Genomic DNA, 13476 nt, shown 5'->3' on the forward strand with positions numbered 1-13476 from the left:
GGCAAGCAGACCGGCAACTGGGACGCCACCACCGCCGGCCGGGTGTTCAACTCCTTCATCCAGAAGAACCCCGACCTCGGCGCGGTGATGGTCGCCAACGACACCATGGCCGGCGCCGTGATCACCAACCTGACCAACCTGCGCCTCAACGGCAAGGTCGCGGTCTCCGGTCAGGACGCCTCTCCGGCCGGCCTGCAGCAGATCCTGGCGGGCAACCAGTGCTTCACCATCTACAAGCCGTCCACCGGTGAAGCCGGTCCGGCGGTCGAGGCGGCGGCCAGACTGGCCAACGGCGAGATCCCGCAGACCACCCAGAAGATCAAGGACCCCAAGACCGGTCAGGACGTCCCGGCCATCCTGGCCGAGCCGGTCGTGATCACCAAGGAGAACGTCGCCGACCCGATCAACGACGGCTACACCGCCAAGGACCAGGTGTGCACCGGCAGGTTCGCCGCCCTGTGCCAGGCGGCCGGCGTCAAGTAAGCCCGCGCGCCAGGCGGCCAGCAGCGCACCTGCCGGCCGCCTGGCGCCCTCCAACTCGCTCTGCGCGCCGCCCGATCTGATAGGGCGCTGCGCTGGCACCTCAGCCTCACCAGTTCTCAGCCTCACCAGCTTCACCGCCGCCACGACCCAGTCCGAGGTCGGATGCGAAAGGACTTGAGACCCTTGACCACTCAGAACGACCCGCCGCTGCTACAGCTGCGCAACGTCAATAAGAGCTTCGGCCCGGTGCAGGTGCTGCACGACGTGAGCTTCGAAGCCCGAGCCGGTGAGGTGGTGTCGCTGATCGGTGACAACGGCGCCGGCAAGTCGACCCTGGTCAAGTGCATCGGCGGGACGTACACCATCGACTCCGGCGAGTACCTGTTCGAGGGCGCGCCGGTGCACGTCCGCTCGCCTCGTGACTCGGCCGCCCTCGGCATCGAGATCGTCTACCAGGACCTGGCGCTGTGCGAGAACCTCGACATCGTCCAGAACATGTTCCTGGGCCGCGAACGCAAACGCGGCGTCACCCTGGACGAGAACTCGATGGAGAAGGCGGCTGCCGAGACCCTGGCCTCGCTGTCCGTGCGCACGGTCAAGTCGGTCCGGCAGCGGGTGTCGAGCCTGTCCGGCGGCCAGCGTCAGACGGTGGCCATCGCCAAGTCGGTGCTGTGGAACTCCAAGGTCGTCATCCTCGACGAGCCGACCGCCGCCCTCGGCGTGGCCCAGACCGCCCAGGTGCTCGAACTGGTGCGCCGGCTGGCCGACCGCGGCCTGGCGGTCGTGCTGATCTCGCACAACATGCTCGACGTGCTGGAGGTCTCGGACCGGATCGCCGCGCTCTACCTCGGCCAACTGGTCGCCATCGTCGACCGCTCCTCTGTGAACCAGACCCAGCTCGTCGAGCTGATCACCACCGGACGATCCGACAGCGTCACCGGCGTCGCGGCAACCTCTGGCGCGACGGGAGTGCGGGCATGACCACCTCTGACACGTCCTCGGCGACCGCGGCCCCACCCGGGCCGGAGGAGCCGTCAGACCCGGCCGGCCTGGCCGTGCTGGCCTCGACCGCTCCGGTCGGCAACGGCATCGGCGACTACGCCCGCAACTACGTCTCCCGGCTGCGCGGCGGCGACATGGGCTCGTTGCCGGCCATCACCGGCCTGGTCGTGCTGGTCATCCTGTTCGGCATCCTGCAACCGTCCTTCGCCAGCCTCTACAACACCGCGGTGCTGCTCACCGAGGGCTCCGGGCCGATCGTCATCGCGATGGGCCTGGTGTTCGTGCTGCTGCTCGGCGAGATCGACCTGTCCGCCGGCTACGCCGCTGGCGTCTGCGCTGCGGTCATGGTCCGGGTGATGGTCGGCTACAACGCGCCATGGCCGGTCTCCATCGGGCTGGCGCTGCTCACCGGCATCGTGATCGGCGTGCTGATCGGGCTGCTGCGGGCCAAGCTGCGCATCCCGTCCTTCGTCGTCACGCTGGCCTTCTTCCTCGCCTTCCAGGGCGTGGCGCTCTACATCCTGAACAACTTCAAGGGCCAGCAGGGCAACGTCACCGTCACCGACGAACTGGTCAACGGCATCAACAACGGGCAGATGCCGTTGTGGGCCGGCTGGCTGTTCGCCGCGCTGTGCGTGCTGCTCTACGCCGGCGTCAAGCTCTCGGCCAGCCTCAGCCGGCGCCGTGCGGGGCTCTCGGCCGAGCCGACCTCGGTGCTGGCGCTCAAGATCGCGGGCCTGGCGGTGCTGGTCTTCGGCATGGTCTACGTGCTGAGCAAGAACCGGGCGATCGTCAAGACCTCCTCGATCGAGAACGTCAACGGCCAGCTGGTCCGGGTGCCTGCGCCCCGGCTGGAGGGCGTGCCGTGGGTGATCCCGCTGGTGGTGACGCTGCTGGTGATCGGCACCTTCGTGCTGACCCGGACCCGCTACGGCCGCCACGTCTACGCCGTCGGCGGCAACGAGGAGGCCGCCCGCCGGGCCGGCGTGCCGGTCGACCGGATCAGGATCTCGGTGTTCGTGATCAGCTCGTTCATGGCCGCCATCGGCGGCATCCTGATCGCCAGCAACGTCAAGTCGGTCAGCGTGGACAACTACGGCGGCAACACCCTGCTGCTGGCGGTCGGCGCGGCGGTGATCGGCGGCACCAGCCTGTTCGGCGGCAAGGGCCGGATCATCGACGCGATCATCGGCGGCATGGTGGTCGAGGTGATCTACAACGGCATGGCCGACCTGGTCAAGGGCACCAACGGCTCGTCGGTGCAGTACGTCGTGACCGGCCTGGTGCTGATGCTGGCCGCGGCGATCGACGCGCTCTCGCGCAGACGGGCCGGCGCGGCCGGCCTCGGCTGACATCCGTTGGCCGCCCAGCGGGTCGCGGTTCGGCCGGAGGAGATCCGCCGCCACAACCTCAGCCGGCTGCTGCGCTCCATCCACCAGCACGGCGAGCTCACCCGCGCTGACCTGACCGCGGCGATGGGGCTCAACCGCAGCACCATCGGCGCCCTGGTCGCGGACCTGGTCGCGCTGGGGCTGGTCACCGAGTACGTGCCCTCTGGCGGTGACCGGGCCGGCCGGCCCTCGCACGTGGTGGCCCCGCGTCCGGACGGGCCCTACGTGCTGGCTGTCGACGTAGCGGTCGAGCGGATCGTGACGGCCGCGGTAGGGCTCGGGGGCACGGTGCTCGAACGTCGGGACACCGCTATCGAGGGACCGGACCGGCGACCCCAGGCCGTGGTCGGGCGCATCGTCTCCGACGCCGGCTGGCTGGCTGACCGGTTGCCCGGCTCGCAGGGCCCGGTCGGCATCGGAGTCAGCATCCCGGGCACCGTGCGCCGCCAGGACGGCTTCGTCGAGCACGCCCCGAACCTCGGCTGGCGAGCGGTGCCGTTCGCCGAGTTGCTGGCCGCCGCGATGCCGGCCCGGCTGGACGTGCAGGTCGGCAACGACGCCGACCTCGGAGCGGTCGCCGAGCATCAGCGCGGGGCGGCGATCGGCTATGACCACATGGTCTATCTCAACGGCAGCGTCGGCGTCGGCAGCGGCATCATCGCCGAGGGCGGCCAGTTGCACGGGGTCGGCGGTTACGCCGGCGAGATCGGCCACATGACCATCAACCCGGACGGCCCGCCGTGCCACTGCGGCAGCACCGGCTGCATCGAGACCTACATCGGCGAGCACGCCCTGCTTCGGGCGGCCGGGGTCCCCGACCGGCACGGACCCCGGGCCGTCGCCGCGGTGTTCGAGGCCGCGGCGGCCGGCGAGCGGCGGGCGGCCGACGCGGTGGGCACGGTGGCCCTGTGGCTCGGCCGCAGCCTGGCCAACGTGGTCAACTGCTTCAACCCGCAGGCGATCGTGGTGGGCGGCTCGCTGGCCGAGGTGGTCCGGCTGGACCGCGCGACCGTGGAGGCCGAGCTCGACCGGCGGGCGATGGCCGCGGCCCGGGCCGGCGTGCAGGTGCTGCTGCCGGGGCTGGACCAGGACTCGGCGCTGATCGGCGCCGCCGAGCTTGCGTTTCAGAGCCTGCTGACCTCGCCGGACTCGCTGGTGGGCTCGTTCGCCGCGAACTGAGCGAATGCTCGAGACCCAGCAGGACCGTCGGCGCAGCAACATCGACGGTTATCGGCTGGCGCAATGCCAGACCCGCCACGGCAAAAGTCACTGGCGATCGACGGTCACGTCCCGCCCTTGATTACTTAGGACGGGGCTTTCCGGCATCGTCGCGCTTCTCGCGCCAGCGACCATCCTTGTTGCGGTCACGCTCCTGCGTGCCGCCGCCCTTTTTAGGTACCTGGGGAGGCTTCGGCTTAGTCATACGATCACCCTTCCCTGTAAAAGCAGCGGGCCGCTATAGCGAGCATCTAATCGACACCATTGTCGATTATATCAGTCGCGTGGATCACGCGCCCGACTTGCCTGCTTAGCGGGCTGACTGGGCACCACCCACAGGCAGTAGGGGGTCACACGGTCTCAGAGACTCAACGCGAGCGGTACACATCCGCCCGCCTGGCGATCTTAAGGATGTACATCGCCTTGGCGTCATCGTCGAGCCGATAGATGATGCGGTAGTCACCGCGGCGGGCAGCCCATCGTCCGGTCAACTCGCCCTGCAAGGGCTTCCCGCGACGCTTCGGTTCTTGGGCGAGGCTGCCGAAAACGAAGGCCACCAGCGGCTCGGCGACCCGCGGCGGGACCGTTTGCAGACTACGCAGCGCGGCGGCGGTGAGCACCGTCCGGTACCCCGGCGTATCGCGGCTCACCGCCGCGGCGGCAGGTTCAACGCCTGGCGAACCTGGGTTTCGTCGTAGAGTAGCCCTGCGGCGACGTCTTCTTCGGCCTGGGCCAGATCTTCAAGGATTCGCGGCTGAGAGAGCCAGAACAGCGTCTCCTGCATCGACTCCCACTCCTCGGCCGACACCATCACCACTGCGGGCCGGCCGTTACGCGTGATGGTGAACTGTTCGTGTTCCACCTCGGCGCGCTCGGTGTACTCCGACAGGTGCGCCTTCAGGTCGGACAGTGACGTGGTCTCCATGCCTCCGATTGTAGGACCGAATTCGGGTCGTCACTAGAACTAAATCGCGACCTGTCTACTCGGCCGGACTCCCTGACATCTCAGACAGGGGCATCGCGGAGCGGCGCCTCTACGTCATCCACCTGTTCTTGCCTGCCGGGCGCGAACTGGGTGCGGTACAGCTCGGCGTACAGCCCGCCGGCCCGCAGCAGCTCGTCGTGGGTGCCCGACTCCACGATCCGTCCCTCGTCGATCACTAGCACCTGGTCGGCGGCCCGGATGGTCGAGAGCCGGTGCGCGATCACCAGCGACGTCCGGCCGTGCAACGCCACCGCCAGGGCTAGCTGCACCGCGCGCTCGCTCTCGCTGTCCAGGTGGGCGGTGGCCTCGTCCAGGATCACGATCGGCGGCGCCTTGAGCAGCAGCCGGGCGATCGCGATCCGCTGCTTCTCCCCGCCCGAGAGCCGATAGCCGCGGTCCCCGACTACGGTGTCGAGCTGGTCGGGCAGCTCGGCGATCTTGTCGGCGATGTTGGCGGCCAGCAACGCCTGCCACAGCTCGGCGTCGGTGGCCTGGGGCCGGGCGTAGCGCAGGTTGGCCGCGATCGTGTCGTGGAACAGGTGGGCGTCCTGGCTGACCACCCCGATCATGTCGCGCAGCGACTGCTGGGTGACCGACCGGACGTCGTGGCCGCCGATGCGCACCGAGCCCGAGCGGACGTCATAGATCCGGGGCAGCAGCTGGCTGATGGTGGTCTTGCCCGCGCCCGACGGCCCGACCAGGGCGACCATCTGGCCGGCCTGGGCGGTGAAGCTCACCCCGCGCAGCACGTCCTGGCTCGGTGTCTGATCAAGCACCGCGACGTCTTCCAGCGAGGCCAGCGAGACCTCCGAGGCGGTGGGGTAGGAGAACCAGACGTCGTCGAACTCCACGCTCGCCTCGTCCGGCGTGACCTCAAGCGGCTTGGCGTCCGGGGCGTCGTCGATCAGCGGCGCCAGGTCGAGCACCTCGAAGACCCGGTCGAAGCTGACCAGCGCGCTCATCACGTCGACCCGGACGTTGGACAGCGCCATCAGCGGGCCGTACAGCCGTGACAGCAGCAGCGCCAGGGTGACCACGGTGCCGGTCGAGAGCTGGCCGGTGAGCGCGTAGTAGCCGCCCAGGCCGTAGACCAGCGCCTGGGCCAGGCTGGCCACCAGGCCGAGCGCGGCGAACAGGGTCCGGCCGTACATCGCCGAGCGCACCCCGATGTCGCGCACCCGGGCTGCCCGCGCCCGGAAGGAGGACGACTCGTCCGAGTGCTTGCCGAAAAGCTTGACCAGCAAGGCGCCGGAGACGTTGAAACGCTCGGTCATGGTGGTGTTCATCGAGGCGTTGAGCCCGTAGGCCTCCCGGGTGATGACCTGCAGCGTGCTGCCGATCCGCTTGGCCGGCAGCACGAACACCGGGAGCAGGGTCAGGGCGAGGGCGGTGATCTGCCAGGACAGCGTGAACATCACGGCCGCGGTGAACACCAGGCCGAAGACGTTGCTGACCACGCCGGACAGGGTGGAGGTGAACGCCTGCTGGGCGCCCAGCACGTCGCCGTTGAGCCGGCTGACCAGGGCGCCGGTCTGGGTGCGGGTGAAGAAGGCCAGCGGCATCCGCTGGATGTGGTCGAAGACCGAGGTGCGCATGTCGAAGATCAGGCCCTCACCGATCCTGGCCGAGTACCAGCGCTGGGCCAGCGACAGGCCGGCGTCGACTACCGCCAGGCCGGCGATGATCACCGCGATCCAGACCACCACCCGCACCTCGCCCCGGCTGGTGATCTCGTTGATCACCCGGCCGGCGAGCACCGGGGTGGCGACCCCGATCAGCGCGTCGAACACGATCATGAACAGGAACAGCGACAGCTCGCGGCGGTAAGGCCGGGCGAAGGCGATCACCCGGCGCGCGGTGCCGGCGCGCAGCGGCCGCTTGGCCAGTGAGGAGTCCCGTTGCATCGAGCGCATCACCGAGTAATTGCCACGGGGCATCATCGCGTCATCACCCATCGATTATCGACGCGCGGGGAAAACCTGCCGCCGGCACACGGGCTTAATTCGCTGGCAGCGCAACCGCCTGAGTTCGGCAGCCGCCGGATCACTCGTCCAGGCCGACCAGCGTCCGGAGCACGCGGTGCTGCGCCTCCCGCTCGGCCCGCTCCTGCTCGGCCTGGGACCGGCCCGACGCTGCCAGCAGCAGCGCCTTGATCTCGGTCACCGCCGCTGCCGGCTGTTTCAGGATCCGGCTCACGAACCGCTCCCCCGCCGCGGCCAGCTCGGCCGCGTTCACCACGGTGCTCACCAGCCCGATCCGCAGCGCCTCGGCGGCGTCCACCCGGCGGCCGGTGAGGCAGATCTCGGCAGCCCGGGAGTAGCCGACCAGCTCGAGCAGGCGCTTGGTCCCGCCCAGGTCGGGCACCAGTCCGAGGTTGACCTCGGCCATGCTGAACTGGGCGTCCTCGGCGGCGATCCGGACGTCACACGCCAGGCTGAGCTGAAAGCCGGCCCCGACCGCGTGGCCCTGCACCAGCGCCACGCTGACCAAGCCGGGGCGCGCGAACACCGCCAGACCCTCCTGATAGCCGGCGATCTCGGCGCTGGCCTCGTCGTGATCTGCCTGGGCCAGATCCAGGACGCTCGGGATCCCCTCGATGCCTTGCGGCGTGAACATCGCCCGGTCCAGGCCCGCGGAGAAGGACGGCCCCTCGCCGCGCACCACCAGCACCCGCACGGTGCCGGGCAGCGCGTTGACCGTCCGGGTCAACCACTCCCAGGTCAACGGGTTCTGCACGTTGCGCTTGGCCGGCCGGTTCAGGGTGAAGGTGGCGACCTGATCCGCTTCGGACAGCTCGACGACGAACCCGGCGGCAGCCGGAACCTCAGCCGGCCGCAAGCCGGTCTCGGGCGTCAGGAGACGTTCTTCTTTCCCCGGGTGGCGCCGCCGCGACTGCGCAGCGACACCTCGTTCTCGCTCAACAGCCGGTGGATGAAACCGTAGGAACGGCCGTGGCTGTCCGCCAATTCGCGGATGCTGCGCCCCTTCTCGTACTGCTTCTTCACTTCGACCGCCAACTTGTTCCGATCAGACCCCGTGATCCGGGCGCCCTTTTTCAGATCAGCCACCGTCATTCCTCTCATTGGATACCGCAGCGCAGCACCGTGGTGCAGTGATCCTTTTCGCACGCCTTCTCTTGCTAGCAGGCTGGCAACCGCAAGGCAATGCTTGGGGTGATCTTCCAAACGTCAGGCCAACGCGATCAGGTCGGCCAGGTCGGCGCTCCAGGTGTCCTCGACACCGTCGGGCAGCAAGATCACCTTGTCGGGGTTGAGCGCTTCCACCGCGCCCTCGTCGTGGGTCACCAGGACGATGGCGCCGGCGTAGTGGCGTAGCGCGTCGAGCACCTGCTCCCGGCTGGCCGGGTCCAGGTTGTTGGTCGGCTCGTCCAGCAGCAGCACGTTGGCCGCGCTGGTCACCAGCATGGCCAGGGCCAACCTGGTCTTCTCGCCGCCGGAGAGCACTCCGGCGGGCTTGTCGACGTCCTCACCGGAGAACAGGAACGCTCCCAGCACGCTGCGCAGCTGAAGGTCGGCGGGGTCGGGAGCGGCGCTGCGCATGTTCTCCAGGACGGTGCGCTCGGTGTCCAGCGTCTCGTGCTCCTGGGCGTAGTAACCCAGCCGCAGGCCGTGGCCGGGCACCACCTCGCCGGTGTCGGGCTTCTCAGCGCCGGCCAGCAGCCGCAGCAGCGTGGTCTTGCCCGCCCCGTTCAGGCCGAGCACCACCACCCGGGTCCCCCGGTCGATGGCCAGGTCGACGCCTGCGAACACCTCCAGCGAGCCGTAGGACTTGGACAGGCCCTCCGCAGTCAGCGGGGTGCGCCCGCACGGCGCGGGGTCGGGGAAGCGCAGCCTGGCCACCTTGTCGTGAGCCCGCACCTCGGCCAGCCCGGCGTTGAGCGCGTCGGCCCGGCGCAGCATCTGCTGGGCCGCCTTGGCCTTGGTCGCCTTGGCCCGCATCTTGTCGGCCTGGCCGCGCAGCGAGTCGATCTTGCGCTCGGCGTTGGCCCGCTCGCGGTTGCGCCGGCGCTCGTCGGCGTCACGCTGCTTGAGATAGGCCTTCCAGCCGACGTTGTAGACATCGACCACGCTGCGGTTGGCGTCGAGGTACCAGACCTTGTTGACCACCGCGTCCAGCAGCTCGACGTCGTGGCTGACCACGATCAGCCCGCCTCGGTGGCCCTTGAGAAAGTCGCGCAGCCACACGATCGAGTCGGCGTCGAGATGGTTGGTGGGCTCGTCCAGCAGCAGCGTGGTCGGCTCGCCGGCCGAGTCTGCGAACAGGATCCGGGCCAGCTCGATGCGCCGTCGCTGCCCGCCCGACAGCGTTCCCAGCGGCTGGGCCAGCACCCGCTCGGGCAGGCCCAGATGGGCGCAGATACGAGCCGCCTCGGCTTCGGCGGCGTACCCGCCGAGGCTTGAGAACCGTTCCTCGAGGTGGCCGTAGCGGCGCACCAGCGCCTCGTCGGCGTGCTCCTCGGCCAGCCGGTGCCCGACCGAGGTCAGCTCGTGCAGGATCTCGTCCAGGCCGCGGGCCGACAGCACCCGGTCACCGGCGGTCTGCTCCAAATCCCCCGTGCGCGGGTCCTGAGGCAGGTAGCCGACGGGGGTGTTGCTGCTCACCTGGCCGCCGTGCGGCAGCGTCTCGCCGGCGAGCACCTTCAGGCTGGTGGTCTTGCCGGCGCCGTTGCGGCCCACCAGGCCGATTCGGTCACCAGCCTGGACCCGCAACGTGGTGGGCTGCAGCAGCAGCCGCGCGCCCGCGCGCAGTTCGAGGTCGGTGGCGGTGATCATGTGAAGGCACTTTCCGGTTCAAGGCTGATGGGCAGATGAACAGGGCCGGGCTCAGCGCGGAACGGTGCTCACGTTTGATCAGATTACCCCAACCGGCCACCGCTTTCTGCCGCTGACGGGCGCGGGGGCGCCTCCCCGGTACCGTTCACTGCTAGGCCAGGCGGCTCGGGCCTAGGCCAGGCGGGACTAGACAAGCGGCTCCAACCACGGGGACCGCTCGCGCGGGGACGGTGACGATGCAGTTCAACGACGACGCTCAGCTGGACACCTCACAGGTGCAGGACGCCCGCGGCGGCGGGATGGGCCGCGGAGGCCTGGCCGTCGGCGGCGGCGGACTGGGAATCGTCGGGCTGATCGTGGTGGTGCTGTTCAACGTCCTCGGCGGCGGCGGCGGTGACGGCAGCGGCGGGATGGGCGGGCTCAGCAGCCTGGGCCAGGGCTCGAACCCCAGCTCGATCGACAACAGCGAGCTCAGCAGCGAGTGCCGCACCGGCGCGGACGCCAACGAGCGCTCGGACTGCGCGATCGTGGCCGACATCGACTCGGTGCAGGCGTTCTGGGCCACCGAGCTGCCGCGCCAGGGCGTGCGATACCGCAAGTCCCCCACGGTGTTCTTCACCGGCGGAGTCAACACCGGCTGCGGCTCGGCCAACTCAGGCGTGGGCCCGTTCTACTGCCCCGCCGACGCCAAGATCTACATCGACCTGTCGTTCTTCGACGAGCTCAAGACCCAGTTCGGCGCGACCGGCGGGGCGTTTCCCAACGCCTACGTGATCGCCCACGAGTACGGCCACCACGTGCAGGACCTGATGGGCACCTCGGACCGGGTGAACCACGGTGAGAGCGGCCCGACCTCGGACACGGTGCGGCTGGAGCTGCAGGCCGACTGCTACGCCGGGGCCTGGGCCCACCACGCCACCACGGTGCCCTCGGCCAACGGCCGGCCGTTCATCGAGAACCTCACCCAGGCCGACATCGACGCCGCGCTGGACACGGCGGGGCGGATCGGCGACGACTGGATCCAGTCACACCTGGGCAGCGGCGGGGTGGACGAGAGCAAGTTCACCCACGGCTCGTCGGCGCAGCGGCAGAAGTGGTTCGGCACCGGCTATAAGACGGGCGACCCGGCCCGCTGCGACACGTTTAAGACGAGCAACCTGGGCTGATTTGTTGCCCCGGCTATATCAGGCTGACTCCAAGGGTCGGCATGCTGGCCGGGCGCGTCATGCTCCCGCGGCGTTATAGCGACGCCACAGCATGATGCTCAAGCCCAGACCCGGCAGCTGCTCAGCCTGGAGAACGTGAGACTCAGACGTTGAAGCCGAGCGCCCGCAGCTGCTCGCGGCCGTCGTCGGTGATCTTGTCCGGGCCCCACGGCGGCATCCACACCCAGTTGATCTTCATGGCGCTGGCCAGCGGCTTGGGGCCGCCGGTCAGAGCGGCCTGGGCCTGGTCCTCGATCACGTCGGTCAACGGGCAGGCCGCCGAGGTCAGCGTCATGTCGACGGTGACGGTGGCGTCATCGGCGATGTCCAGGCCGTAGATCAGCCCGAGGTCGACGACGTTGATGCCCAGTTCGGGGTCCACCACATCGCGCAACGCCTCTTCGACGTCGTCATGCGACGGCTTGGGAATGGTGACGGCTTCGGTCATCGTGGGGCTCCTTCGGTTCGGTCCTGACAGCGTGAAGTCTGACAGCATCGGTCCTGACAGCGTGAAGTCTGACGGCTTCGGTCCCCGCGACTGGGACCTTGACGGCCGTTCACGCCGGCGCCTCAGCGGCAGTGGCCTGGGCCACCGCCGACTTCATCGCCATCCAGCCCAGCAGCGCGCACTTGACCCGCGCCGGGTACTTCGACACTCCCTCGAAGGCCACCGCGTCGTCGAGGGCGTCGGCTTCCTCCTCGGTCAGCTCACTGTTGCCCTGGGACTGCATCAGCTCAAGGAATTTCTCCTGCAACCGCATCGCGTTCTCGATCGGCGTGCCGACCACCAGGTCGCTCATCACCGAGGTGGAGGCCTGGCTGATCGAGCAGCCCTCCCCCACCCAGCCCAGCTCGGCGATCTCGCCGTCGGACAGCCTCACCCGCAGCGTCACCTCGTCGCCGCAGGTCGGGTTGACGTGGTGCACCTCGGCGTCGAACGGCTCGATCTCGCCGCGGTTCTGCGGATGCTTGTAGTGGTCGAGGATGATCTGCTGGTACATCGAGTCCATCGGCAGGCTCATCGTCGACCTCGGCCCTTCGCTTCGCTGCGACGCTCGCTCATCCGAACATCTCCTGCACCCGGGCCAGGCCGGCCACCAGCGCGTCGATCTCGGCGGCAGTGGTGTAAACGCCGAAGGACGCCCTGGTGGTGGCCGGGATGCCGTAGCGCACGCAGACCGGCCGGGCGCAGTGGTGCCCGGCGCGCACTGCGATGCCCTGCTCATCGAGCAGTTGGCTGACATCGTGCGGGTGAATGCCCTTGACGGTGAACGAGATGGTCGCGCCCCGGTCCTCGGCCGAGTTCGGGCCGATCACCCTCAGGCCCGGCACGGTTGCGAACGCCTGCAGCGCGTAGGCGGTGAGCTCGTCCTCGTGCGCCTGGATGTTGTCCATGCCGATCGCGCTGACGTAGTCGATGGCCGCGCCGAGCCCGATCGCCTCGGCGATCATCGGGGTGCCGGCCTCGAACCGGTGCGGCGGCGCGGCGTAGGTGGTGCCGGTCATGTCGACGGTCTCGATCATCTCGCCGCCGCCCATGAACGGCGGCAGCGCGGCGAGCAGCTCGTAACGCCCCCACAGCACGCCGACCCCGGTCGGGCCGTAGAGCTTGTGCCCGGTGAAGCCGAGAAAGTCGACCCCGAGCTGCTGGACGTCCACCGGACGGTGCGGCGCGGACTGGGCGGCGTCGAGGATGGTCAGCGCGCCGACCTCCTTGGCCCTGGCCACGATCCGCGCGACCGGGTTGACGGTGCCCAAGGCGTTGGACTGGTGGACGAAGGAGACCACCTTGGTGCGGGAGTCGATCCGCTCCTCGATCGCCGAGGTGACCAGCCGGCCGTCCTCGTCGATCGGGATGAACCGGAACTCCGCACCGGTGCGCTGGGCCAGCAGCTGCCATGGCACCAGGTTCGAGTGGTGCTCCATCTCGGTGACCACGACGTTGTCGCCGGGGCCGATCCGGAACTTCTCCGCGCCCGGGAAGGTGCTCGCGTTGGACAGCGAGTACGCCAGCAGGTTGAGCGACTCGGAGATGTTCTTGGTGAAGATCACCTCTTCGCGACGGGGGGCGTTGAGAAAGGCCGCCACCTTGTCGCGGGCCGCCTCGAACATCGTGGTGGCCTCGGAGCCGAGGGTGTGCACCGCGCGCGCGACGTTGGCGTTGTGCTGGGAGTAGTAGTCCTCCATCGCATCGAGCACCTGCCGCGGCTTCTGCGAGGTGTTGGCCGAATCCAGGTACACCAGCGGGACCCCGTGCACCTGCCGGGACAGGATCGGGAAGTCCTTGCGGATCGCCTCGACGTCGAACGAGCTGGTCACCTGCACCGCCTCACTGAGCTTTCTGTGTCTTCGTACTCAACAAAGAACCGGGGCCGAGCGTTACCGCCGGCCCGCTGCGA

General features: G+C 69.1%; 14 protein-coding genes. 5 read left to right on the forward strand and 9 right to left on the reverse strand.

What is annotated here, in order from left to right; genetic code table 11:
• From VGB75_04080 to VGB75_04095, 4 genes are all read left to right on the forward strand, one after another.
• Positions 1-483, forward strand: a 483-nt coding sequence (locus VGB75_04080; GenBank protein ID HEY0166200.1) for a substrate-binding domain-containing protein, incomplete at its 5' end; no start/stop codon positions are given.
• A gap of 183 nt (positions 484-666) precedes the next feature.
• Positions 667-1464 carry an ATP-binding cassette domain-containing protein gene (locus VGB75_04085; protein ID HEY0166201.1) on the forward strand — a complete coding sequence of 266 codons (798 nt, stop codon included), beginning with the start codon at positions 667-669 and terminating at the stop codon, positions 1462-1464.
• The gene (locus VGB75_04090) at positions 1461-2837 is read left to right on the forward strand and encodes an ABC transporter permease (protein ID HEY0166202.1); all 1377 of its coding nucleotides are present in this window, start codon (positions 1461-1463) and stop codon (positions 2835-2837) included. Before VGB75_04085 ends, VGB75_04090 begins: the two co-directional genes overlap by 4 nt.
• Before the next feature lie 6 nt (positions 2838-2843).
• Positions 2844-4055 (forward strand): ROK family transcriptional regulator, encoded by a 1212-nt coding sequence (locus tag VGB75_04095; protein HEY0166203.1) that lies wholly within the window; start codon positions 2844-2846, stop codon positions 4053-4055.
• Between the two features lie 407 nt (positions 4056-4462).
• On the opposite strand, the gene VGB75_04100 is transcribed toward VGB75_04095, so the two are convergent.
• The 6 genes from VGB75_04100 to VGB75_04125 all read right to left on the reverse strand — a co-directional run bounded on the left by VGB75_04100 (position 4463) and on the right by VGB75_04125 (position 9872).
• The gene (locus VGB75_04100) at positions 4463-4744 is read right to left on the reverse strand and encodes a type II toxin-antitoxin system RelE/ParE family toxin (GenBank protein HEY0166204.1); all 282 of its coding nucleotides are present in this window, start codon (positions 4742-4744) and stop codon (positions 4463-4465) included.
• Complete coding sequence (locus VGB75_04105) at positions 4741-5019, reverse strand: type II toxin-antitoxin system Phd/YefM family antitoxin (GenBank protein ID HEY0166205.1); 279 nt, start codon at positions 5017-5019, stop codon at positions 4741-4743. Before VGB75_04105 ends, VGB75_04100 begins: the two co-directional genes overlap by 4 nt.
• Positions 5020-5099: 80 nt before the next feature.
• Positions 5100-7034, reverse strand: a complete 1935-nt coding sequence (locus VGB75_04110) for an ABC transporter ATP-binding protein (protein HEY0166206.1) — start codon at positions 7032-7034, stop codon at positions 5100-5102.
• Between the two features lie 88 nt (positions 7035-7122).
• The gene (locus VGB75_04115) at positions 7123-7917 is read right to left on the reverse strand and encodes an enoyl-CoA hydratase/isomerase family protein (protein ID HEY0166207.1); all 795 of its coding nucleotides are present in this window, start codon (positions 7915-7917) and stop codon (positions 7123-7125) included.
• Positions 7918-7931: 14 nt separating this feature from the next.
• Complete coding sequence (locus VGB75_04120; protein ID HEY0166208.1) at positions 7932-8153, reverse strand: helix-turn-helix domain-containing protein; 222 nt, start codon at positions 8151-8153, stop codon at positions 7932-7934.
• A 114-nt stretch (positions 8154-8267) separates the two neighbouring features.
• Positions 8268-9872 carry an ABC-F family ATP-binding cassette domain-containing protein gene (locus VGB75_04125; protein HEY0166209.1) on the reverse strand — a complete coding sequence of 535 codons (1605 nt, stop codon included), beginning with the start codon at positions 9870-9872 and terminating at the stop codon, positions 8268-8270.
• A 236-nt stretch (positions 9873-10108) separates the two neighbouring features.
• Between VGB75_04125 and VGB75_04130 the strand changes: the two genes are divergently transcribed.
• A complete protein-coding gene (locus VGB75_04130) occupies positions 10109-11038 on the forward strand; it encodes a neutral zinc metallopeptidase (GenBank protein ID HEY0166210.1) in 930 nt (309 codons plus the stop codon).
• A 142-nt stretch (positions 11039-11180) separates the two neighbouring features.
• Here the strand turns inward: VGB75_04130 and VGB75_04135 are convergent, their stop codons facing one another.
• The 3 genes from VGB75_04135 to VGB75_04145 form a co-directional block, all read right to left on the reverse strand.
• Positions 11181-11525, reverse strand: a complete 345-nt coding sequence (locus VGB75_04135) for a metal-sulfur cluster assembly factor (GenBank protein HEY0166211.1) — start codon at positions 11523-11525, stop codon at positions 11181-11183.
• 109 nt (positions 11526-11634) lie between these two features.
• On the reverse strand, positions 11635-12099 hold the full coding sequence (locus tag VGB75_04140; GenBank protein ID HEY0166212.1) for an SUF system NifU family Fe-S cluster assembly protein: 465 nt from the start codon (positions 12097-12099) through the stop codon (positions 11635-11637).
• Positions 12100-12136: 37 nt separating this feature from the next.
• Entirely contained in the window at positions 12137-13396 is a 1260-nt protein-coding gene (locus VGB75_04145; protein HEY0166213.1) for a cysteine desulfurase, read from the reverse strand.
• Positions 13397-13476 lie beyond the last annotated feature (80 nt).

Source organism: Jatrophihabitans sp. (assembly GCA_036399055.1).
GTDB lineage: Bacteria > Actinomycetota > Actinomycetes > Mycobacteriales > Jatrophihabitantaceae > Jatrophihabitans_A.

What these genes read in the sequence shown, in the direction of transcription:
- VGB75_04125 (HEY0166209.1), bottom strand. Translation starts at nt 9,872, where the DNA reads ATGATCACCGCCACCGACCTCGAACTGCGCGCGGGCGCGCGGCTGCTG.
- VGB75_04090 (HEY0166202.1), top strand. Translation starts at nt 1,461, where the DNA reads ATGACCACCTCTGACACGTCCTCGGCGACCGCGGCCCCACCCGGGCCG.
- VGB75_04120 (HEY0166208.1), bottom strand. Translation starts at nt 8,153, where the DNA reads ATGACGGTGGCTGATCTGAAAAAGGGCGCCCGGATCACGGGGTCTGAT.
- VGB75_04110 (HEY0166206.1), bottom strand. Translation starts at nt 7,034, where the DNA reads ATGGGTGATGACGCGATGATGCCCCGTGGCAATTACTCGGTGATGCGC.
- VGB75_04130 (HEY0166210.1), top strand. Translation starts at nt 10,109, where the DNA reads ATGCAGTTCAACGACGACGCTCAGCTGGACACCTCACAGGTGCAGGAC.
- VGB75_04135 (HEY0166211.1), bottom strand. Translation starts at nt 11,525, where the DNA reads ATGACCGAAGCCGTCACCATTCCCAAGCCGTCGCATGACGACGTCGAA.
- VGB75_04105 (HEY0166205.1), bottom strand. Translation starts at nt 5,019, where the DNA reads ATGGAGACCACGTCACTGTCCGACCTGAAGGCGCACCTGTCGGAGTAC.
- VGB75_04140 (HEY0166212.1), bottom strand. Translation starts at nt 12,099, where the DNA reads ATGAGCCTGCCGATGGACTCGATGTACCAGCAGATCATCCTCGACCAC.